General features: G+C 55.9%; 21 protein-coding genes and 1 tRNA gene. 16 read left to right on the top strand and 6 right to left on the bottom strand.

Going from position 1 to position 20301, the window contains the following annotated elements; all coding sequences use genetic code 11:
* Positions 1–474 precede the first annotated feature (474 nt).
* The 4 genes from ACR0KS_RS19180 to ACR0KS_RS19165 all read left to right on the top strand — a co-directional run bounded on the left by ACR0KS_RS19180 (position 475) and on the right by ACR0KS_RS19165 (position 4398).
* Entirely contained in the window at positions 475–1230 is a 756-nt protein-coding gene (locus tag ACR0KS_RS19180) for a 5-oxoprolinase subunit B family protein (protein ID WP_170568047.1), read from the top strand.
* Positions 1227–2225: a 5-oxoprolinase subunit C family protein gene (locus tag ACR0KS_RS19175; RefSeq protein WP_170568046.1), complete on the top strand. Its 999-nt coding sequence runs from the start codon at positions 1227–1229 to the stop codon at positions 2223–2225. Before ACR0KS_RS19180 ends, ACR0KS_RS19175 begins: the two co-directional genes overlap by 4 nt.
* A 12-nt stretch (positions 2226–2237) precedes the next feature.
* Positions 2238–2999: a 5-oxoprolinase subunit PxpA gene (locus tag ACR0KS_RS19170; protein ID WP_170568045.1), complete on the top strand. Its 762-nt coding sequence runs from the start codon at positions 2238–2240 to the stop codon at positions 2997–2999.
* Between the two features lie 151 nt (positions 3000–3150).
* Entirely contained in the window at positions 3151–4398 is a 1248-nt protein-coding gene (locus ACR0KS_RS19165) for a hypothetical protein (protein WP_170568044.1), read from the top strand.
* Between the two features lie 58 nt (positions 4399–4456).
* Here the strand turns inward: ACR0KS_RS19165 and ACR0KS_RS19160 are convergent, their stop codons facing one another.
* Positions 4457–5839, bottom strand: coding sequence for a D-alanyl-D-alanine carboxypeptidase family protein (locus ACR0KS_RS19160; protein WP_170568051.1), 1383 nt, complete (start codon positions 5837–5839; stop codon positions 4457–4459).
* A 280-nt stretch (positions 5840–6119) separates the two neighbouring features.
* The gene (locus ACR0KS_RS19155; RefSeq protein ID WP_170568043.1) at positions 6120–6821 is read right to left on the bottom strand and encodes an HAD family hydrolase; all 702 of its coding nucleotides are present in this window, start codon (positions 6819–6821) and stop codon (positions 6120–6122) included.
* Positions 6822–6912: 91 nt separating this feature from the next.
* Between ACR0KS_RS19155 and clpS the strand changes: the two genes are divergently transcribed.
* Genes clpS through hemF form a run of 4 tightly spaced genes read left to right on the top strand, consistent with a single transcriptional unit; the run spans position 6913 to position 9974 of the window.
* Positions 6913–7254: an ATP-dependent Clp protease adapter ClpS gene (clpS, locus tag ACR0KS_RS19150; RefSeq protein WP_170388989.1), complete on the top strand. Its 342-nt coding sequence runs from the start codon at positions 6913–6915 to the stop codon at positions 7252–7254.
* 30 nt (positions 7255–7284) lie between these two features.
* Entirely contained in the window at positions 7285–8250 is a 966-nt protein-coding gene (locus ACR0KS_RS19145) for a class I SAM-dependent methyltransferase (protein WP_170568042.1), read from the top strand.
* 37 nt (positions 8251–8287) lie between these two features.
* A complete protein-coding gene (locus tag ACR0KS_RS19140; RefSeq protein ID WP_170568041.1) occupies positions 8288–9085 on the top strand; it encodes an SDR family oxidoreductase in 798 nt (265 codons plus the stop codon).
* 4 nt (positions 9086–9089) lie between these two features.
* A complete protein-coding gene (gene hemF / locus ACR0KS_RS19135; RefSeq protein WP_170568040.1) occupies positions 9090–9974 on the top strand; it encodes an oxygen-dependent coproporphyrinogen oxidase in 885 nt (294 codons plus the stop codon).
* A 7-nt stretch (positions 9975–9981) separates the two neighbouring features.
* On the opposite strand, the gene ACR0KS_RS19130 is transcribed toward hemF, so the two are convergent.
* The 4 genes from ACR0KS_RS19130 to modA all read right to left on the bottom strand — a co-directional run bounded on the left by ACR0KS_RS19130 (position 9982) and on the right by modA (position 13068).
* Entirely contained in the window at positions 9982–10389 is a 408-nt protein-coding gene (locus ACR0KS_RS19130) for a hypothetical protein (protein WP_170388985.1), read from the bottom strand.
* Between the two features lie 109 nt (positions 10390–10498).
* Positions 10499–11596 carry a molybdenum ABC transporter ATP-binding protein gene (gene modC, locus ACR0KS_RS19125; protein WP_170568039.1) on the bottom strand — a complete coding sequence of 366 codons (1098 nt, stop codon included), beginning with the start codon at positions 11594–11596 and terminating at the stop codon, positions 10499–10501.
* Positions 11593–12285, bottom strand: coding sequence for a molybdate ABC transporter permease subunit (modB, locus tag ACR0KS_RS19120; RefSeq protein WP_170568038.1), 693 nt, complete (start codon positions 12283–12285; stop codon positions 11593–11595). The genes modC and modB overlap by 4 nt, the downstream gene beginning before the upstream one ends.
* A gap of 3 nt (positions 12286–12288) precedes the next feature.
* Positions 12289–13068, bottom strand: a complete 780-nt coding sequence (modA, locus tag ACR0KS_RS19115; protein ID WP_170568037.1) for a molybdate ABC transporter substrate-binding protein — start codon at positions 13066–13068, stop codon at positions 12289–12291.
* Between the two features lie 225 nt (positions 13069–13293).
* Between modA and ACR0KS_RS19110 the strand changes: the two genes are divergently transcribed.
* The 8 genes from ACR0KS_RS19110 to ACR0KS_RS19075 all read left to right on the top strand — a co-directional run bounded on the left by ACR0KS_RS19110 (position 13294) and on the right by ACR0KS_RS19075 (position 20286).
* Positions 13294–14547, top strand: a complete 1254-nt coding sequence (locus tag ACR0KS_RS19110) for an aminotransferase class V-fold PLP-dependent enzyme (protein ID WP_170568036.1) — start codon at positions 13294–13296, stop codon at positions 14545–14547.
* 73 nt (positions 14548–14620) lie between these two features.
* Positions 14621–14696, top strand: a tRNA-Val gene (locus tag ACR0KS_RS19105).
* 80 nt (positions 14697–14776) lie between these two features.
* Positions 14777–16366 (top strand): site-specific integrase, encoded by a 1590-nt coding sequence (locus ACR0KS_RS19100; protein ID WP_170568035.1) that lies wholly within the window; start codon positions 14777–14779, stop codon positions 16364–16366.
* Between the two features lie 701 nt (positions 16367–17067).
* Complete coding sequence (locus ACR0KS_RS19095; protein ID WP_170568034.1) at positions 17068–17712, top strand: HNH endonuclease; 645 nt, start codon at positions 17068–17070, stop codon at positions 17710–17712.
* Positions 17713–17842: 130 nt separating this feature from the next.
* On the top strand, positions 17843–18898 hold the full coding sequence (locus ACR0KS_RS19090; protein ID WP_170568033.1) for a hypothetical protein: 1056 nt from the start codon (positions 17843–17845) through the stop codon (positions 18896–18898).
* 191 nt (positions 18899–19089) lie between these two features.
* Entirely contained in the window at positions 19090–19461 is a 372-nt protein-coding gene (locus tag ACR0KS_RS19085) for a hypothetical protein (RefSeq protein ID WP_170568032.1), read from the top strand.
* Between the two features lie 13 nt (positions 19462–19474).
* A complete protein-coding gene (locus tag ACR0KS_RS19080; RefSeq protein WP_170568031.1) occupies positions 19475–19657 on the top strand; it encodes a hypothetical protein in 183 nt (60 codons plus the stop codon).
* Positions 19658–19845: 188 nt separating this feature from the next.
* On the top strand, positions 19846–20286 hold the full coding sequence (locus ACR0KS_RS19075; protein WP_170568030.1) for a hypothetical protein: 441 nt from the start codon (positions 19846–19848) through the stop codon (positions 20284–20286).
* Positions 20287–20301 lie beyond the last annotated feature (15 nt).

Genomic DNA, 20301 nt, shown 5'->3' with positions numbered 1-20301 from the left:
CAATCATTCCCTCAAGATGCCCCCAGTCTCTCCTGAGCGTCTCCGCCGCTTCCGCCGCGTCCCAGCGCCTCAGCAGCGCCGGTGAGGGGGTTCTAAGGATAACAACATTGCACCGCAAGTGGAAAATCACATCCTGCGCGTTTTTTTTGCGATTTTCTTTTTATGGAAATAAAAACAGAGAGTTACACAAAGACCAACTAAGCCAATTCACCCCAACCCCACCCAAATAACAGCAGGAGTGATACCGCAAGCAAGTCGCGCACTCAGCCGTGACTCTATATATAGTGAGGAACTCTGTAGCCACCACAAGACTCACGCGAGTCACCCTTTGCCAAAAAGACGACTCAGACCGTGAATCAGCGAGTCGCAGGTCAGATTGAAGGCGTGGCCTGACAATACTTTGCCGAGAGTCTTGCGCATTTGCATTGAATACGGTCAGGTCGCCAATACGGATAAGCCTCAGCACCCTGCGCTATGAAATCGACACGCACTGATCCATTCCCACGTATTCATACAGTTGGCTTTGACGGCCTACTGATTTCCTTCGCCGATACTATGGCCGAGCCCTCGAACCGCGCGGCCCTCGCTTTTCGCGGCGCTGTCGATTCCATGCAATGGGCTGGGGTAATCGAAACATCGGCTTCGCTTGCGTCGACCTATATTCGATTTGACCCCACCCAGGTGACACATGCTGACATCACGGACCGCGTTGATGCCCTACTTGCCAAGCAAAACTGGTTTAACGCGCCGATGCCAACCGGTCGTACCTTCTGGCGTGTTCCTACTGTTTTCGGGGGTGAGCTTGCTCCGCAGTTGAATGAAGCGGCAGAGGCAGCAGGTTTGACCCCGGACGAGGCGGTTCGGCGCTTGAGTGAATCGCGTGTGCGTGTACTGACGATCGGCTTTGCACCGGGGCAGCCATACCTCGGGCCACTTGGCCCCGAATTCAACATACCGCGACTGAAAAGCCTGACACCGATGGTGCCAGAAGGCGCACTGGTTTTGGCAATCTCTCAATTCGTGTTGTTTTCAGGTCCGACTCCGACCGGGTGGCGCCATGTAGGGCAGACCGCATTTCGCTGCTTTCAACCCGAGCGCCCAAACAGCTTTGCGCTGATGCCCGGCGATGAGATGCAGTTCTTTCCTGTCTCTCAAGACGACCTGGAGAATATTCGCGCGAACGACACAGATGGATCAGGCGGCGCGACGTATCAGGACATCGAGTCATGAGTCTTTCTGTTCTGCGCATAGGGCCCGCATGTACAGTACAGGATCAGGGGCGCATCGGCTATTTGGATCAGGGTCTCTCACGTTCCGGAGCCGCAGACATACTGGCCCTGCACGAAGGGGCGGCCTTGCTGGGTCAAGCGCCGACATTGGCGGCTTTGGAAATGGCGGGCATGGGTGGCGAGTTTGAAGCGACCGAACCCACGCGGATTGCGTTGACCGGTGCGCCGATGCAGGCAAGCGTGGATGGCAGCCCCATCATATGGAATGCGTCGCACGAACTTGAAGCGGGACAGCGACTAACCGTCGGGGCAGCGACACAAGGGAACTACGGGTATTTGCATATCGGCGGTGGAATTGACGGCGACATGTTCCTTGGCTCTCGCTCCGCCCACCTGACGGCCAAGATTGGACGAACTGTGCAGGCTGGCGACCGTTTATCCGCCGGTGCGGGTTCGGGCCAGGCCGGATTGAAACTGCAGCCCGACGACCGATTTTCAGGCGGTGTGCTTCGGGTCGTCGCCAGCTTTCAAACCCCTCTGTTCGACAATGATACCCTGGACCGGTTTGCCAATACGCAATTCCAACGTGGTGCCCGGGCGAACCGAATGGGGATGCAACTTGAAAGCGCCGGAGAGGGTTTTGCCGCCAAGGGTCAACTCAACATCCTGTCCGAGGTCATAACACCCGGCGACATCCAGATGACCGGCACCGGGAACCCGTTCATCCTGCTGCCCGAGTGCCAGACCACCGGAGGGTATCCGCGCATTGCGACGGTCCTTCCGTGCGACCTGTCGCGTGCGGCGCAAACGCCCGCAGGCGGACATCTGAAGTTCCAGTTTGTCACGATGGATGAGGCCGTCGCCCTGCACACGGCCTTCCAAGGCGATTTGTCTCGCCTGCCTTCTCGGGTGGAACCCCTGATCCGCGACCCACATGACATCCCTGACCTGTTATCCTACCAATTGGTCGGCGGAATGATCTCTGCCACTGACTAAGGAGTTTTGCCGATGACCAGCGTTGATCTGAATGCAGATATGGGAGAGAGCTTTGGCCCTTGGAACATGGGTGATGATGAAAGTCTGCTCAAGATCATCACCTCGGCCAACATCGCCTGCGGCTTTCACGCCGGTGATCCGGACGTAATGGCGCAGACGATGATACAGGCGGCAGAAAACAACGTCGGCATTGGGGCGCATCCAGGGTTTCCCGACCTTCAGGGGTTCGGGCGGCGCAACATGAAGATCCCACATGACAGCTTGCGCAATCTGGTCCGGTATCAGTTGGGCGCGGCCATAGGGGTTGCCCAGGGGGTTGGCACCAAGGTTCGACACCTCAAGCTGCACGGCGCACTGGCCAATATGTGTTCGGTTGACATCGACATGGCGCGGGCTTGCTATCAGGGTGCTCTGGACGTGGACCCGGACATTATCATTATGGTCTTGGCCGTGACCAAACAGGAAGACGCCGTGCGCGAGCTGAACTGCAAATGGGTCGGAGAGATATTTGCAGACCGCGCCTACAACGACGACGGAACTCTGGTCGACCGCAGCAAACCCGGCGCAGTTATACACGATCCCGAATTGGCCGGTCCGCGCATTGTGAATATGGTTCAGGAAGGGGCCATCATTACCGAATCCGGCAAACGGTTGGAAACGTCGATCGACACCATCTGTCTGCACGGTGACGGACCAACTGCCGTGCAGATTGCCCGCTCGGTTCGGGAAAACTTGATTGCGGGCGGCGTTGACGTGACAAAATTCATCCGTTGATCAGGTTGGCGTAACTCAGCCGCCCCATATCCAGACTGTTGCCCGGTATCGCCTCAGCCCCTAGCATGTGCGTAACTGTATGATCTGAGTACCACAAATCCCGGCAACGACCTGCGCCAACCACACGGCGCAACGGCAAGGAGCGCGCTTAATGTCTTTTGATCTGATGTCTTACGAACCCCGCGGCGACAAGAAGAACTCGGATTTCTTCAACGAATATCTGCCGATGATTTACGAGCGCCGCTCAAGTTCGGGCATCGCAGATCAGGTCGGGCCGATGCGGGCCATTGTTCTTCAGGTGGAACCGGACGCATTGTTCGACACACTGGTCGAGCTCTACGTGATGACCCCCTATCGCCACACCGCCAGCTATCTTGGACGAACGCACAAGTTTTCGGTTCTGCATTCCCATACAGATTACCCCGCGCTGATCGTGATGGCGCCCCTCAGCCCGGCATTCGAGGACTTCATTCCCCGCATCAACCGCATGTACCCGCTGGCCCGCAACACGCCCCAGACCCGGTATGTGGGCGAGGTATTCGCGGCATCTGACCTGAACTCGCTGACCAAGACGCTGGAAGATCAGAACATACGGTTTGAATATAGTGGCGATACCGAAAATCCGTTTTACACGCTGGATGGCTTCCGCTTTACGACGCCGTCGGATTTCACCTGTAATCGGGTCGGTTATTCCACGTTGGATTTCAACGACACGGTTAGTCTTGGTCTGGGGGACCGCGTCTTGCTCAGCGACGCTGAACAAACACGCCTGGATCAGGCTGCGTCTTTCGGCTCCGACAGCAAGATCGCCCCACTTATGCTGGGGATCGACCACCTTGCCACACGCGTATTGGCCGGAGAGCGCGAGGATGCGATCCTCGAATTTCTCACGATGGTGCCCTATTATTTCTGGGGTGCGTACAACATCTTTGACATGAACTCGTCCACCAATGTGAACCGCAATCCGAATGTCGACGATGACAAGAAATCCCCCGCCAAGGTGTTCACAGCAAACAACACGCCCTCATTCGTGAATTCCTTTGCCAAGCTGCCAATGCCGACCGAGGACTTCGTGCGCAACTTTGGCCGCCGCCTGCACCATATGGCCGTCGAGATACAGGACGGAGACCACGGGGCTGGCGAAAAGAACGTCGATTTCGTCGTGAACACCCTCAAGGACAAGGGTGTGCCGTTCCTGGCGCATGTGGTTGGCGAATGCAAAGACGACCCAAACTTGAAACAGATTTTCTCAAAACACTCAAAAAACACCCTGCTGATCACCGAGTATATTGAGCGCTGCCATCACTATGACGGTTTCTTCACCAAGGATAACGTCGCCGCGCTGACCGCCGCCGCCGGTCAGGATGAGCAGTACCAGCACGGCCACGTCTTCGACTAAAAAAGGGCTGCGAATTTCTTCGCAGCCCATGTCCAGCCAGGAGAATGCATGTCGGGTCTTATGACGGCCCGATCATGAAACACGTCACGTTCCGCGCCTGAAGCCTGCGGCAGGCCAGATCAGCCTGTTCGCGGGTCATGCCCTGAAACGTCGCATCAAAGCCGCGCGCGCTTTGGTTCACCTTGCGCAGCGTTCCTTCCAGAGTGGTCATTTCCGAAAGGGCTGTTTTCAACAGCACCTTCTCGGCCTCATATCGCGTGGTATAGCGCCCTACATTCACGCCCCACAAATGCCCTCCCGAAGTGGACAGGCGCGTCACGACTTCCTGTTCGGGTTCGGGCAGTTCGGTCGGATTGGTCGACGCCAGGACAAGGTCTTCGGGGCGTGCTGCCGGCCGTGTAGTATCGTCGGTCGGTGTCTGAATATCCGCGGCGGCAATGGCTGCTGCAATCCCATTCTGAATGCGCGCGCCGTTCTTCGCAGCAGTCGCCGCGACCGTACCAGCCACCTGGACGGCGGCACCCGGTCCTGGGCGCAACACCGGCCGCAAGCTGGTGGACGGTGCACCGACCAACCGCGCCACTTGTACGTTCAGGCCCGCATTTCCAGCGTATTCAGGGCGCGACGGCTTGCGGATTGGTGCACGCGACGGTGCGCGGCGGAACCCCATATCCAGCAGCTCGGCTACTTTGGCGTTACGTGATGCGCCGGATTTACCGCCGAAAACCGTGGCGATGATCCGTTCGTCTTTGCGTTTGGCCGAAGCCACAAGGTTAAAGCCCGCAGCCCGCGTGTATCCGGTCTTGATCCCATCCGCGCCACTGTAGGCGGCCAGCAACCGGCGGTTCGTGTTCGGAACGGTCTTGATCCCGGCATGCGTCGATTGACGCGAAAACAGGTTATAATACTGCGGATAGTCATACAGCAGATGCCGACCCAGCGTGGTCATGTCCCTTGCGGTCGAAAGGTGCCCTGACTCCGTCAGCCCGTGGGCATTCTTGAACGTGGTGCGGCTCATGCCCATGGCTTTGGCGGTGCGGGTCATACGACGGGCGAATGCCGCCTCGGATCCGCTGATGGCAATGCCGATTGCCGTGGCAGCGTCATTTGCGGATTTCACGGCAGCAGCGCGGATCAGATACCGGAACGCGATTGTCTGGCCCGTACGAAGACCCAGTTTCGACGGAGGTTCAGACGAGGCTTTCTTGGTGATGCGAACCGGGGTGTCCAGCTCGATCTCACCGTTTCGCACAGCCTCAAACGCGATATAGAGCGTCATCATCTTGGTCAGCGATGCGGGGTGAAGCCGAGTGTCGGCGTTGCGCGAATGAAGCACCTCACCGGTGCGCGCGTCAATCACCATGGCCGCATAGGGCGCGGCCAACGACTGGAGTGGCGCAAAAGATAGCAACCACACGAATGCTATGAGAATAAAGCCCATTCGGGCCGGAACTGTCCGCCGAACCTGCACGATCTTTGCCTCTGTCTACCTCACGCCGCCGGGTTTTCCCGGTCAGCAAATCAATTATTTTATTATGTACAGGCTAACACAGAGACCCCGCGAAATAAACCAAAAGCTGCCGTTTTCGCGGCTTTATCACCCATTTGGGCACGCACTACATCTAGTAACACCCAATCCAACACCCACCAAATCGGCGCAATCCGCAAAACAGGACGCCGGTAAGACGTTGATTTTCAGGAACTGAGACCAATCAGCAACATCATCCAATCGCACGCACGAAGCCCGACAACTCTCCCAAATCACCCAATTCCTTAAAGCGCGGATTGTTCACCGGGGCCTCTGCTTTTTCGATTTCCCACACCAGTCCGTGGGGCACATATACGCCCCAGCATCCCGCCTGTAGCGGAGCCACCACATCCGATCGCATCGAATTGCCGACCATCATCGCGTGTTCTGGCCCTTCGCAATATCGGTCGAAAATCTCACGATAAGTTTCGCGCGTCTTTTCCGAGACGATCTCGACGCCGTCGAACAACTCGCCCAAGCCCGATTGCGCCAGCTTGCGTTCCTGATCAATCAGGTCACCCTTGGTGATCAACACGACCTTATGTGTCGCCGCCACCCCCTCGATCGCCTCGCGTGCGTGGGGCAACAACTCAATCGGATGGGCCAGCATGTCCTGCCCTGCTTCGATCAACTGCCGAATGACCGAGGCCGGAACGCGGTCTTCGGTCACCTCGATGGCGGTTTCGATCATCGACAGGGTAAATCCCTTAATCCCGTATCCGTAGTGTCGAATGTTGCGCTTTTCAGCTTCCAGCAATCGTTCCAGCAGATGATCGCGTTCGGCATGGTCAGCAAGCAATTCCGCAAAATAGCTCTGCGTGAGCTGGAAGAACCGCTCATTGTGCCACAATGTGTCATCCGCATCGAAACCGATTGTGGTAAGCTTGTTTTCCATTGAAATTGCGTCCTGCTGGCTCTTTTCTCTGACCCCTTGGACGTTATATAACCGCTCAGATAAACCGAAGCCTGAATCGGACAGCCGCGCGATGCTTATTGACCAATGGATGATGTCTGACAATTCCGACGACGATTCTGACTCGTCGGTTCTGGTAGAGACACGCCCCAAGACCAAACGCCCGCCGCTGTACAAGGTTCTTCTTCTGAACGATGATTACACCCCCATGGAATTCGTCGTTCATGTGCTTGAGCGTTTCTTCGGCATGACGCACGCCGAAGCGTTCGAGATCATGCTGACCGTTCACAAAAAGGGCGTTGCCGTGGTTGGCGTGTTCAGCCACGAGATTGCGGAGACCAAGGTCGGACAGGTCATGGATTTCGCCCGCCGGCACCAGCACCCGCTGCAATGCACCATGGAACGCGAAGAGTGACGCCGCTGGCGGCGCTTACCGGATTTGCCCATGTCCCCTCGCCTTGATCTCGCCCTGCAAAGTGGCCTTGTGCTGTCTCAGCCTCTGACCGTGATTGGGCCAAGCCCTGCAACCGATCTTTCATTGCTGCCGCGCGAGACGCAGGTGGTGCAACCTTTCATACCCTTTCATGACCATTTCGAGGGCCAGGGGTTCCAGACCACCCCCGCCTCCCAAGACCCATGTCAGGACGCGATCGTGATTCTGCCCCGCGCCAAGGCACTGGCACGCAGCATGGTGCAGCAAGCCTGCCTGCGCGCCAAAGGCATGATCGTGGTGGACGGTGCGAAAACAGACGGCGTTGACAGCCTGCTGAAGGAAATTCGCAAACGTGTGGCCGTGGAAGGGCCGATCTCGAAGGCGCATGGCAAGATTTTCTGGTTCCGGTCCGCTCCCGATTCATTTGCGGACTGGGCTGCACCCGCCGCTCAGACAGTCGACGGTTTTCGGACTGCGCCAGGCGTATTTTCTGCAGACGGGATCGACCCGGCCTCGGCGATGCTGGTAAACGCCCTGCCCGAAAAGATCGGCGCACGCATGGCCGATCTGGGTGCCGGATGGGGGTTTCTGTCCGCCCGGCTACTGCAAAAGACAGGTCTACGCAGCCTTCATCTGGTCGAGGCCGACCATATCGCCCTGACCTGCGCGCAGACCAATGTCACAGACGACCGGGCTGCGTTCCACTGGGCGGATGCCGTGACATGGAACGCACCCGAGGCACTGGACATGGTCGTCATGAATCCACCATTCCATACCTCGCGCAGCGCCGAACCAGAGCTGGGACAGGGTTTCATCCAGTCCGCCGCGCGCAATCTGGCGAAGCACGGCGATCTATGGATGGTCGCAAACCGCCATCTGCCCTATGAGGCGACGTTGAGCGATAGTTTCGCGCGTGTCGAAGAAGTGTCTGGTGACAATCGTTTCAAGGTGTTCCACGCCTCTCGCCCTCGTCGGTGATCCCGGCTAACCTGCGCTGCAACTCAGGAGTTTACGAATGTCCTTTTCCATCGCTGGTAAAACAGCAATCGTCACCGGTAGCGCCAACGGCGTCGGATTGGCCATCGGTCGGCATTTCGCCGACGCCGGGGCCAATGTCATGTTCGCGGACATGGACGAAAAGCGGCTGACCGAAGAACTGGGTGAGCAGGCCGATGACAGCAACATTCGGTTCTTTGCCGGTGATCTGCGCGAAAAGCTGACGATCGCAAACTTGCTGTCGGCCACCATCGACGCCTTCGATCAGGTTGATATTCTGATCAATGGTGCGCGGCAGGTGACGCCGTCCGACCCGCTGGACACCGATGACGACTCGGTGCGGAACCTGCTGAACCAGAACCTGATGCCCGCCTTGCGGCTCAGCCAGGTCGTTGCGCAGCGCATGATCAAACAGGCCGGTGACGACGACGGCCCGGCCGGGTCCATCATCAACCTGTCCTCGATTGCCGCCCGGCGCACACACCCGGACCTGATGGCCTATTCGGTCTCGACCGCCGCTCTGGATCAGATGACCCGGTCGCTGGCTGTGGCACTGGCCCCGAACCGCATCCGTGTAAATTCGATTGCCCTTGGATCGGTCATGAGTGCCTCGCTGCAATCGACCTTGAAAGAGAACAGGGACTTTCGGGACGACATTGAAAAACACACTCCGCTTTCCCGCATCGCGGCCCCGACAGAACTGACGGAAACTGCTCAGTTTCTGGCATCCGATGCCGCGGGCTTTATCACCGGACAAATCCTGACAATTGATGGCGGTCGCACCCTGCTGGACCCTGTCGCAGCCCCAGCACACTAAGCCCATGTTCGAGACTGAAAAAACCACCGCTTCCAAATGGTTCCGCCAACTGCGTGACGAAATTGTTGCCGCGTTTGCAGCCCTGGAAGATCGCCATGACACTGGTCCGTTCTCGGACGCGCAACCGGGCCGCTTCGAGGTCAAGCAAACCAAACGACAATCCGATGATGGCTCGGACGCGGGTGGTGGCCTGATGTCCGTCATGCGCGGAGGTCGTGTCTTCGAGAAAGTCGGTGTCAATGTCTCGACCGTCTACGGGACGCTTGGCGAGCGTGCGCAACAGGCGATGGCCGCGCGAAAAGGGATTCCCGGCATGACGGAAGATCCCCGCTTCTGGGCTTCGGGTATTTCGCTGGTGGCGCATATGCAGAACCCGCATGTTCCCGCCGTTCATATGAACACCCGCATGTTCTGGACCCCGCACGCGTGGTGGTTCGGCGGCGGGTCGGACCTGAACCCCTGTATCGAATATGACGAGGACACCGACCATTTTCACGCCACGCAAAAGGCGCATCTGGACCCGCACGGACCGGGGCACTACCCGCGCCTGAAAGACTGGGCGGACGAGTATTTCTATATCCCGCACCGCAAACGCGCCCGTGGCGTTGGCGGTATATTCATGGATGACTACTGTACTGGCGACTGGTCATCGGATTTCGCACTCACTCAGGACATCGGAAAGGCGTTCCTCCCGGCCTTCCTGCCGTTGGTCGAAAAACGCCGGGTTCAAGAGTTTGACGAGACAGACAAGGACACGCAACTTATGCACCGTGGCCTCTATGCAGAGTATAACCTTGTGTATGACCGCGGCACCAAGTTCGGGCTGGAAACCGGCCACGACCCCGATGCCGTTCTCATGAGCCTGCCGCCGCTGGCCAAATGGGTCTGATCAGCGATCAGAACCCGAAATCCATGAAGTTGTCATAACAATACCCCTGCGCTGATCCGGCGGACATGTTTTCACCCACTCGTTTAACCGTGACCGAGTAGCCCGGAGTAGTATCGACCCCTTCGGGCGGCGTCAGAGAGAATTGCACGGTCCTGGACTGCTTTTCATAGGCTCTGGTAATGTAGATCCGCTGAGATGCCTTGGTTCTAAGGCTGCGAATGGCGAAATCGCCGATACCGCACCAATACGCAACCGGCGCTGAACTTCCGATCGCGGAAACTTCGTATATGCCGTTCTTCATCGGTGTGACCGTGGTTCTAAACGCCGGGTACGCTCCGATGCCGAAGCCAACCGCCTGTGCAAGACCGGGAAGGGCAATCAACAAGGCCAAGCAGGGTATTGTCCAGAACCGCATGATCAATATCCATGATTAAAAAGCATCCGCGTTAAACCATAGCGGACAAACGAATTGAGTAAAGACAGCCGCCTTTCCAAGCCTGTTTCCCATCGGGTCGGCAAGTGCCTCAGTCGCCCCCAAGCCGCCCGCCTACGTCCTGAGGCGCAAGCGCGACGGTTTTGACAACCGCATAGCACGGCCGACCAGGTTCCAGCTCCAATGCTTCAACCGAACGGCGTGTGATACGCGCAAGAACGACACCGGCAGGCGTTTTCACGGAAACGATCGCTCCCGGCCCCTCACCTGCACGGATTGTCTCAACCGTTCCTTCTAGAATATTCAAGGCCGAAAGCCCCACCGGACGCGTCCGCGACAGGATAACTTCCTGAGCGGGGATACGGATACGCAAAGTTTCCCCCACCTGGTGCGGGATATGGGGCAAATACAGGCTTGTGCCGCCCGCATTCAATTCCGTCAGGCCATCGGCGTGATGCCTGGAAACCTTGACCTGAAGCACCGCACCCACGGCCCGGACACCCGCAGGCGCGACTGACGGATCGGATAAGACCTCAGAAGCTGGGCCGTGGCGGACGGACTTGCCATCCTGCAAAGCCACGACCGACGTCGCCAGACGCGCGACTTCGGCAGCCGAATGCGTGACGTACAGAATAGGCACTGACACCTCGTCTCGGAGCGTCTCGAAGTAAGGAAGGATTTCAGACTTGCGCGCATCGTCCAACGCGGCCAGAGGTTCGTCGGCCAGAATCAGACGCGGGCTGGCCAGCAAGGCGCGACCAATCGCGACACGCTGCTTTTCGCCGCCTGACAGACCGGCGGGCCGACGGTCCAGCAGGTGCCCGATACCCAGCATTTCAACCACTCTGTCGGGATTTTCCCGGCGCGCGCCCCGAGGGGCAAACCAACGACCATAGGCAAGATTCTGGCGCACGTTGAGATGCGGAAACAGGCGTCCTTCCTGGAAAATATACCCCAGCCGTCGTTTGTGAGGTGGCAGCCACAGACCTTTTTCAGTGTCAAACAGTTCCCACCCGTCAACACTCACCCGTCCGGCCTTGGGGCGTAGAAGGCCCGCGACCGCATTCACGACAGTCGTCTTTCCCGATCCCGATCGCCCGAACAGAACAGTCACTCCGGGCGGCGCATCAAAGCTGAGGTCCAGACCGATATCCGGCAAGTCATGCTGTAGGTGGACAGAGAGGCTCATGACCCAGCCACCCTTGCGGCGACCCGGCGCCCGATATACTCGGACAACAATAGCGCGCCCATCGCAATCACGATCGAGATAACGACCAGACGGGTCGCTGCGGACTCGCCACCCGGCACTTGCAGGAATGCATAGACGGCCGAGGGCAAGGTTTGCGTTTGCCCAGGAATGTTTGAGACAAAGGTAATGGTCGCCCCGAATTCCCCCATGGCCTTGGCAAAGGCCAGGATCGCCCCTGCAACCACACCCGGTAGGATCATCGGCAAGGTAACCGTGGCAAATACAAGCAGACGGGGCGCACCCAGCGTGGCACCTGCCTGTTCCAGCTTGGGATCAACCGCTTCGATCGACAGGCGGATCGCGCGTACCATCAGCGGAAACGCCATAATTCCGGCCGCCAGCGCCGCACCGGTCCAGCGAAAGGCCACAACGATCCCAAACTCGGCCAGCAGACGGCCAAGCGGCCCCTGAATTCCAAAGGTCATCAACAGAAGATACCCCGTGACAACCGGGGGCAAGATAAGCGGAAGGTGCACCAGCCCGTTCAGAATTTGACGGCCGGGAAAACGCCAGCGCGCCAGTGCATAGGCCACGAAAACACCGAAAGGAAGGGTCGCCAACGTCGCCCAGAACGACACCCGGAGCGACAGTTTAAGCGCCTCAAGTTCCTCTGGCCCCAACCACCCCATGCGTTATTCACCCGGCAGGGTGAAACCCTGCTCTTGGAAAACTGCCTGCGCAGCGTCCGATTGGAGATGAGCAAGAAAAGCCTGCGCCATGGATGACGCCGGCTCAACAACGGCAGCAGGGTAGATGATGGGCGGGTGCAGGTCGGGTGGGAATGTCGCGACAGTCTTGACCCGATCTTCAGCCAGTGCGTCCGAATTGTAGACGACGCCCAAAGGCACTGCGCCCGCCGCAACCAATGCAAGCGCAGCCCGCACGTTGTCAGCCTGAGCAACACGATGTTCTACGCGACTCCATTGCCCTAGATTCTGCAACGCCGCCTTTCCGTAAATTCCCGCAGGCACCGCGTCCACCAATGCCATAGCCAAATGCCCACCTTCCAATGCAGAACTTAGGTCTGTTTCCGGCCCCATCACCCCGATCTCGACATCGTCCGGGCCACCGATCAGAACAAGACCATTCCCGACAAGATTGACCCGCGATCCTGCGTCGATCAAACCCTGATCTTGCAGAACATCCATCCAGTCCGCATTGGCCGATATGAAAACCTCTGCCGGAGCGCCCTGCTGGATCTGGCGCGCAAGAACGGAAGACGCGGCGTACGAGACGGTGACATTCTGCCCTGTCCGACTCTCGAACGACGGTGCGATCTCGTCCAGCGCTGTTTTGAGGCTGGCAGCCGCAAACACCAAAACACCCTCAGCCTCGGCCCGCAGCGGAGCCTGCAGCGAGATTGCCATGGCGAGAACCGCAATCAATAAGCGGCGAGCACGTGACAGGATCATTTTCTTCCCGTCTGAAAAGTTTCAGTCCCTCCGGGAATATCTGAGGCGACGGGGCACACGCAAGCGCCTTTGCGGAACGCGACCACATATGAGACAGATAATGAACGAAAAAAGCGCAACAGGGCCATTTCCGTCAGTTGGGTCGTCGCGGATGTCGCAAACGATATTGATCGCACCCGGCACCAGATAGATGCTGCGAACAACGAAAAGAACAGGACGTCCACCATGCTGCACAATACACCCGGTCTGATAGACGCCATTCGTTCCCGCTTTGCCCATGTCGATGCCTGCCCCTTTCGGGGCCCTCGCATCTTTTTCGAGAACGCGGGCGGAGCACTCACGCTGAACTCGGTTGTTGAAACCTCGGCCAAGTTTGCCGCAATCCCTGACAATCAGGGGCGGGATAACATAGCCAGCCATGCGCTTGTGGACATCATCAACACCGCCAAGGCCGATTTGTCAGTGTTGATGAATGCCTCGACCGGACAGTTCTTTGTCGGAGAAAGCGGGACCGAGCTGTTGTTCCGAATGATCCGTACCGCCTGTGTAAACGCGCCCAAGGGCAGCAAGGTGATCGGCAGCTCGATCGAACACCCCGCAAGCCGCAGTGCCGCACGACGCTGGGCCGAGATTGCCGGATTGGGCTACGTCAACGTGCAGCATGATGACGAAACGGGCTTGGTCACAGCCGATGATTACCGCACGGCCATGACACCGGATGTCAGCGTTGCAACAATCGTTCACGCCTCACCCGTCACAGGTATGGGCATGGACGTGGCGGCCATCGCGCAGGCCATACGCGACGTCTCGCAAGACTGTTTCATTATCGTCGACGGCATTCAGCATGCGGCGCATGGGCAGTTGGATATCGACAGCTATCACGTCGATGGCTATGCGATTTCGCCTTACAAAGTGTTTTCACGCCACGGCTACGGGATTGCCTGGATTTCAGACCGCTTGACCGCCCTACCCCATGATCAGTTGATCGACGCCCCGTCTGAGGGGTGGGAGTTCGGCACCCGCGACACGGGGTCTTACGCAACAATGTCCGATGTTGTGGCCTATTTTGACTGGCTTGGGGAACAGGTATCCGAGGAAACAGATCGACGCGCCCGGATTGAGGCTGCCGGTCGCGCCATTCACGCATACGAAACCCACCTGACCGATGCTATGATCAACGGCACCGGCAACCTGCCCGGCCTACGCGATATGGATCACATCACGATCCTGGCCGGTGCTGACAACCCTGCACGCGAAGGGCTGGTCTCGATCGTTGTGCACGACACACCGTCTGCCCAAGTCGTGACACGGCTGAATCAGGAAGGCATCCGTACCCACATCAGAAAGGCCGATCACTATAGCGGCAATGTGCTGACGCCGCTGGGCCTGAGCGACTGCATCCGCATCTCGCTCTGCCACTACAACACTGAACAGGAAGTGGCGCAGTTGCTGACCGTTTTGAACGAGATGGCGGACTGATCCAAAATCAGGGAAAGAAATTATGCCAGACCCTCTTGCGCCCGCGCGCTGGCTTGGCTACATGCACCGTCACGGGTGATTAGCTCAGTTGGTAGAGCGCTTCGTTTACACCGAAGATGTCGGGAGTTCGAGTCTCTCATCACCCACCATCAAACAGCCCTTGTTTTACTGACGTCCTTTAAAATAAGGACATGACGCTGCCGTGTGGAGTACATCGCGGGAGTACATCGTGGGTCGTTTCGTAATGCCAAATCCAACTCTGATCAAAGGCTCGTATTACTGCCGAGTCGCCGTTCCAGCCGATCTCAAGGGCGAGGCCAAGGGAACGTATGTGACAGCAACGATCAATGGACAGATCATAAATCGCAAGGTCGGGACACACGCGAAAATACCTCTCGGAACGTCAGACCTGAAGGTAGCGCGGCAGAGGTTCCCTGCCGCCTTAGCTGGCATAGAAGCCCACTGGGAGAGCTTGAGACAGGGTCCAATAGCGCTCAATCACAAACAAGCCTTAGCCTTAGCAGGCGAAGTCAGAGCCGATTTCGTTCGGATACTGGATGGGAATCCCGGCGACAGTGAGATGTGGGAGGACGTACTGAAGCTGAACGAACTGGCACGTACGGGGCGGACCAACGAGCTACAGGTCAATAACCCCTCCAAAGAACTCGAGCATATGGAACATAGGTTTGGCGGTCTTGCTGATGCTATTCTCAGACGCCATCAGGTGCGGGTCACAGCAGCATCGCGGATCAAGCTGATCGGGCATCTATACACTTCGATGAATGAGGCGGCGAAAATCAACGAAGCTAAGTCGCTCGGCGATTACTCCGACAGCGGCGATACAAACAGATACCCAGCTTTCGAGATCACTGCTCCAACAGAAACTGTAAGCCGCGCCCGACTGACCTTTGCAGAAGTTATCGACAAAGAGGTACAACGGCGGGCTTCTGGGCGAGGTGGAGCGCCGTTACGTGAACGGTCAGAAAAGAAATACAGGCAAGCTGTCGCCGAGTTCGATGCAACTCGAGGCGATGATGACGTTCTGTCTATCGACGCCAAGCAAGCGGACCAATGGCTGAATGACATGCTTGATGCTGGAAAACTCAAAATCAAAACTGTCCGCGACCGCTTCAAGAACGTAAAAACAGTTATCGAATGGGCGCGAGAACAAGGGCTGGGCGAAGTGTTTCCGGACAAGAATCCGTTGGACGTGGTTAAGCCACCGAAAGCAGAGGCGACAGACAGCGCAGCGCGTACCATCCGCTTGGACGAGGCAAGAAGCATCCTTAAAGCCGCGCGTAACGAGAGCAGACCAGAGCGCCGTTGGTTGCCTTGGATGTGTGCATATTCGGGGGCGCGTATTGGAGAGGTGGCACAGCTTGGGCCGGATGATTTTTTCTTCGTCGGCGATGACTGGTTCTACAGGCTCACCTCAGAAGATGACAAGCTGATCAAAGGCGGATACAGCATCAGACGTGTTCCGGTACACCCTGCACTAATTGACGAAGGGTTGATTGGGTTTGTTGACGAAGGACGCAAGCGCGGGATCAGACGCTTGTTCCCCAATAGATCGCAAGGGAACATCCGCGATTGGGTCAGAAATGACCTCGGTTTGACACGGCGCGAATTGGCACCGAACCACGGCTGGCGGCACTTGTTCGAAGACATGGCCTTGATAGCGCACATGACCGACGCCGCTAAGCTGTACATAACAGGTCGATCACGTGGGTCCTCCGCTGAGGCATACGGAAAAAGTGATGCGATGCTGCCCGGTTTGGCTGCTCAGATGCGGATGATAAAACCGTATAAGGTAGATTGATCCGGAGCGCTGAAACTATCGCTTTTGCTTGCATTGACACAGTATTTGGGCAAGCCGTGAGTTGGAAATTCAGAAGCTAAAAATCGCTTTAATAACATAGCTTTAGAATTAAGTTCCACCATTGTAAAATGCCCCGGCTATACTATAGCTATGCTAAGCCTTTGTATGTAGCTTCCTGTTGCTACATCCTCCCCCCGGTATATTCCTATAGTCAAATATCTATAGCTACAGCCTATCAGGGATGCTCAATCCCTTTGCATGGGTCTATGCACACAGCTTACAGCCCTCCAGCGACAATTCGTTGGGGGGCTTTTTTGTTTACAGTTGGCCCTATGAACGCAGAATAGCTTGAATAAATAGGACCAAACCATCGTCAGCCACTCAAAGCGCGGAAATTATTGAGCCACAAAAATCAGAGCGCCTCTGACTATACCACTATTTGGGTCATCTCCCCCTTTACCGTTTCAGATACAGGAGCCTGTGTAACGAATGTGGCGGAGGGATGTTCCTTTCCTCACAGCGCCCCTGAGCGCCTCACACAGCGACGTTGTCGGCGACCGACTGGCAATTTACATCTGCACCCTACTGAGGCCCTACGGCGCTCTGACGCAGCCACTTCCTACTCGTCGTTGACACTGCAGCCTACACTGTGTTCTGCGTAGGACATTGCGGTAACTTGTTTTTTTCACAAGGACATTGAAATGAACTGGCGGGACTCAGTTGAGCTTGCGTTACAGAACTTAGGTGGCAGCACCAGCCTTGATCGTTTGTATGAAGAAGTCCGCGCAATTCGCGTGAGCAACAACGACACCACCCCCAAATCCCTTAAAGCAGTTGTCCGGAAAGAGCTTGAATACAACTCTTCGGACTCCTCGAATTGGCAAGGCGATAGAGACCTATTCTACAGCGTTCACGGGATAGGTATGGGTGTTTGGGGTCTTAGATCGCTCATATCGGAAACTCCGTTTGCTCACGACATTGAGTTACCTGATACGACTGGGGAAACCGAACGCTCCGAAGTTACGACCAACCGCATCATCCGTGATACGGACATGACGAAGAAGGTGAAGGCGCTTCACAACAACGAGTGCCAGATGTGCGGGGGGTTCATTGAGCTTCCCAATGGCAAGAAGTACGTTGAAGCGCACCACATCATCCCCTTGGGCGCTCCACATAATGGGCCTGACACTCCTGAAAATATAGTTGTGGTCTGCCCAAACCATCATGCCATGCTCGATTTTGGGTGTACCACTCTTTCGAAGTCGCTTCTGAAAAACGCAGTCGGTCATTGCGTATCTGACGCAAGCATAAGCTACCACAACGAGGTTATAGTCTTGTTCTCCTGATAGCAGGACGACGGTCAGATTGTGTCCGTAGGGAGCGCAGCAACTTATCGCCGCAGACACCGCGAAAAAAGATGGGTGGCGGCGTCAAAAAAACAATCATAAAGTGCGCTACATATTTCGAGGGTAAAAAATGCAAATATCAGAACTCTATGGATTTTCACGTTGGTTTCAATCCGAACTGCAACAAGTTATCACTAAGTACAGCGCTTTAAACCAAGCTCTTCAGCACAACGCTTCGCAACAGCAAAAACGCCCATTGGAACAACCTATGGACGACCTTATTGAATACCTTGGCAATATGGATTTTGACTCCTTGTCGTCGCAACAGTTGGCACTCTTTGAACTGTTTGGCGTCCAGAATCTGGTGGGGCCGAAGGGTGTATCGTTTGTGGAAACTACAATAAAGAAGAGCGACTTTGACCCGGCCACCGCGCATCAAGATGTAACGAAAGCTCAACAGTCGCTGCAATCAGCAAGTCAAAGAGCAGATGCCATCTTACAGGCGTTTGAAGGTCTTGATCTTCCAATCGCCGATCCAGAACTTGATGACGGGCGAATACTTGTAAGGATAGAATTTACCGGCGAAGCCTCAATGCACAATGTAGCTGATTGGAAGTCGTGGTCGGCATCTTGGTATGAGATTGTTCGTGGCGTAGCCGTCGCTATCGACGAAACGCCTGAAGATACGCAAGTTGTCGGTGCTTCTCAAGGCTCCGTCATTATGAAGCTGGCGGCAACATATGCATTTACCCGAGTTTTGGCCTTGATCTCAAAGTCGATTGCGAGCATCGCCAAGGACTACCTCGAAGTCAGACATTCGATGGAAGACCTGAAAGCAAAGAAGCTCCTTAACGAGCAGTCTGAAGCTGCATTGAAAGCAAATGCGGAAGAAATTAAGACAAGTGGCGTTGAGACTATCATGGATGAGCTGAGACCTATCCTACCGGATAATGTGTCCGGCGATAAAGAGAACGCGCTCAAAATGGCAATTGAAAAGGCGCTCGATTTCCACAACAAGGGTGGCGATGTCGATTTTGTTGCACCGGATCAACCGCCTGAAGTAGATGACAACGGCGAAGAACTGCCTTCTGAAGAAATAGCAAATGTCAGAGCAGCTATTGAGGAAGCCCGTGCGGTGAGAAACGAGCTTTTATTGTTGACTGACTTTAATGACGTTGGGGAATAGAATCCGTTTTGACGAGGATGAGCGAAAACTCCAAACTGCCTGCGACGAAAGCTCTATGAGAGCCGCTTAAATACAGTGCGAGTTTCGTGTCCTTAGATTGAGTCAATAGCCTTTCCGTCAGCCATAGATTGACTATCCAAAAAAAGTAATTCAGCTATCCACTACAAAAAAAGCAACAAGGGATAGTAGGAATGAAAGTCGTATACGGCTTCTTGGCAGCTCTGTCTGTGACCGGATGCGTGACTGCTGGATATGAAGGGCAAGTCGGATCATACTCATCATCAGATCAAATTCTCGCCCAACGCGAGGCAAACAGATCGATCTCCGTTTTTAGTCAGAACCCATCCGGCTACACGCCAATGGGCGAAATCGCCGTGCGACGGTGCCACAGGAGCTTTACAGAAGACCCCCCCAACATCGAAGCCATTACCGACGACTTGCAGGTCGCAGCTTACGGTCGCGGTGCCGATGCAATTAGCGATGTCAAAACAGAGAAGCTGAATGGCCTTGCTGCCAACTGTTGGTACGTTTTGGAAGGAACCGCCCAAATGTGGCGGAAGTAGGAGATCAAAGAATATGACTTCATCCTCTAATCCACGCACGAAATTCCATGAAGAAGGTGTTCAAGCGGCAAGAGACTTTCGCGAAGGTAGGAAGCCCAAATGCCCTTACGATTCAAACATTCAATGGCTTGAGGCAGAGGCTTGGGAAGAAGGCTTTCAACTCGAGTACAATACAATGTTCGGCGATCCTGAATAAGTTATGTTGACATGGCAACGGCCGCCACGCAGAAAAGCGGCCGGTGCTGCACCAAAACGTTGGGGATATCGCACTGATTTAAAAGAAGTATTTTCGGCCAAACTGTCCAGAAACTGTGTTCGACGAGGAATGAACGAGTTCGCCTTAGTCTTATATACAAACCAAATTCCATAGCTGACGAGTAATTTATGAAAGAAACACAAACAGAAGCCGAGATCGAACTGCAGAATTGCGAAAGAGAAGTAGACTACCGCCTAAGGGATTTGTCTGCCAATCTGCTTCGCCTCATCCGAGGCGGCGGCAAATCCTATGAAGTTGAAAACCAGTTGAAACACGCTCAAAATGCTATCGAACGCTATCGTGCAACGGCTTCACACGGAGTTCCCCCGCACTTAATTGACGGCGCTTTGAACCTCAGGCTCGAAGCTCCAGACGGCGTAGAGGAAAATTCTGAAGATCGTATCTGGCGAGATGGGCAAGAGCGCATGATTAGAGGGGCGCTACAGATAGCTGCATCTCATTTGCTTGGACAGAACTCACAAGGCGCAAAGGGTACCGATGAGTTGTACGAGGGACAACGCATCATCGAAGAGCTACGCCTCAAAAACCTCAAAAGAGACAGAATATAGATATTGAGAAGACGG

It is taken from the genome of Ruegeria sp. BC7, from assembly GCF_056539165.1.
This window is presented reverse-complemented; position numbering and strand designations above follow the sequence as displayed.

What these genes read in the sequence shown, in the direction of transcription:
- ACR0KS_RS19180 (WP_170568047.1), top strand. Translation starts at nt 475, where the DNA reads ATGAAATCGACACGCACTGATCCATTCCCACGTATTCATACAGTTGGC.
- ACR0KS_RS19175 (WP_170568046.1), top strand. Translation starts at nt 1,227, where the DNA reads ATGAGTCTTTCTGTTCTGCGCATAGGGCCCGCATGTACAGTACAGGAT.
- ACR0KS_RS19170 (WP_170568045.1), top strand. Translation starts at nt 2,238, where the DNA reads ATGACCAGCGTTGATCTGAATGCAGATATGGGAGAGAGCTTTGGCCCT.
- ACR0KS_RS19165 (WP_170568044.1), top strand. Translation starts at nt 3,151, where the DNA reads ATGTCTTTTGATCTGATGTCTTACGAACCCCGCGGCGACAAGAAGAAC.
- ACR0KS_RS19160 (WP_170568051.1), bottom strand. Translation starts at nt 5,839, where the DNA reads ATGGGCTTTATTCTCATAGCATTCGTGTGGTTGCTATCTTTTGCGCCA.
- ACR0KS_RS19155 (WP_170568043.1), bottom strand. Translation starts at nt 6,821, where the DNA reads ATGGAAAACAAGCTTACCACAATCGGTTTCGATGCGGATGACACATTG.
- clpS (WP_170388989.1), top strand. Translation starts at nt 6,913, where the DNA reads ATGCTTATTGACCAATGGATGATGTCTGACAATTCCGACGACGATTCT.
- ACR0KS_RS19145 (WP_170568042.1), top strand. Translation starts at nt 7,285, where the DNA reads ATGTCCCCTCGCCTTGATCTCGCCCTGCAAAGTGGCCTTGTGCTGTCT.
- ACR0KS_RS19140 (WP_170568041.1), top strand. Translation starts at nt 8,288, where the DNA reads ATGTCCTTTTCCATCGCTGGTAAAACAGCAATCGTCACCGGTAGCGCC.
- hemF (WP_170568040.1), top strand. Translation starts at nt 9,090, where the DNA reads ATGTTCGAGACTGAAAAAACCACCGCTTCCAAATGGTTCCGCCAACTG.
- ACR0KS_RS19130 (WP_170388985.1), bottom strand. Translation starts at nt 10,389, where the DNA reads ATGCGGTTCTGGACAATACCCTGCTTGGCCTTGTTGATTGCCCTTCCC.
- modC (WP_170568039.1), bottom strand. Translation starts at nt 11,596, where the DNA reads ATGAGCCTCTCTGTCCACCTACAGCATGACTTGCCGGATATCGGTCTG.
- modB (WP_170568038.1), bottom strand. Translation starts at nt 12,285, where the DNA reads ATGGGGTGGTTGGGGCCAGAGGAACTTGAGGCGCTTAAACTGTCGCTC.
- modA (WP_170568037.1), bottom strand. Translation starts at nt 13,068, where the DNA reads ATGATCCTGTCACGTGCTCGCCGCTTATTGATTGCGGTTCTCGCCATG.
- ACR0KS_RS19110 (WP_170568036.1), top strand. Translation starts at nt 13,294, where the DNA reads ATGCTGCACAATACACCCGGTCTGATAGACGCCATTCGTTCCCGCTTT.
- ACR0KS_RS19095 (WP_170568034.1), top strand. Translation starts at nt 17,068, where the DNA reads ATGAACTGGCGGGACTCAGTTGAGCTTGCGTTACAGAACTTAGGTGGC.
- ACR0KS_RS19090 (WP_170568033.1), top strand. Translation starts at nt 17,843, where the DNA reads ATGCAAATATCAGAACTCTATGGATTTTCACGTTGGTTTCAATCCGAA.
- ACR0KS_RS19085 (WP_170568032.1), top strand. Translation starts at nt 19,090, where the DNA reads ATGAAAGTCGTATACGGCTTCTTGGCAGCTCTGTCTGTGACCGGATGC.
- ACR0KS_RS19080 (WP_170568031.1), top strand. Translation starts at nt 19,475, where the DNA reads ATGACTTCATCCTCTAATCCACGCACGAAATTCCATGAAGAAGGTGTT.
- ACR0KS_RS19075 (WP_170568030.1), top strand. Translation starts at nt 19,846, where the DNA reads ATGAAAGAAACACAAACAGAAGCCGAGATCGAACTGCAGAATTGCGAA.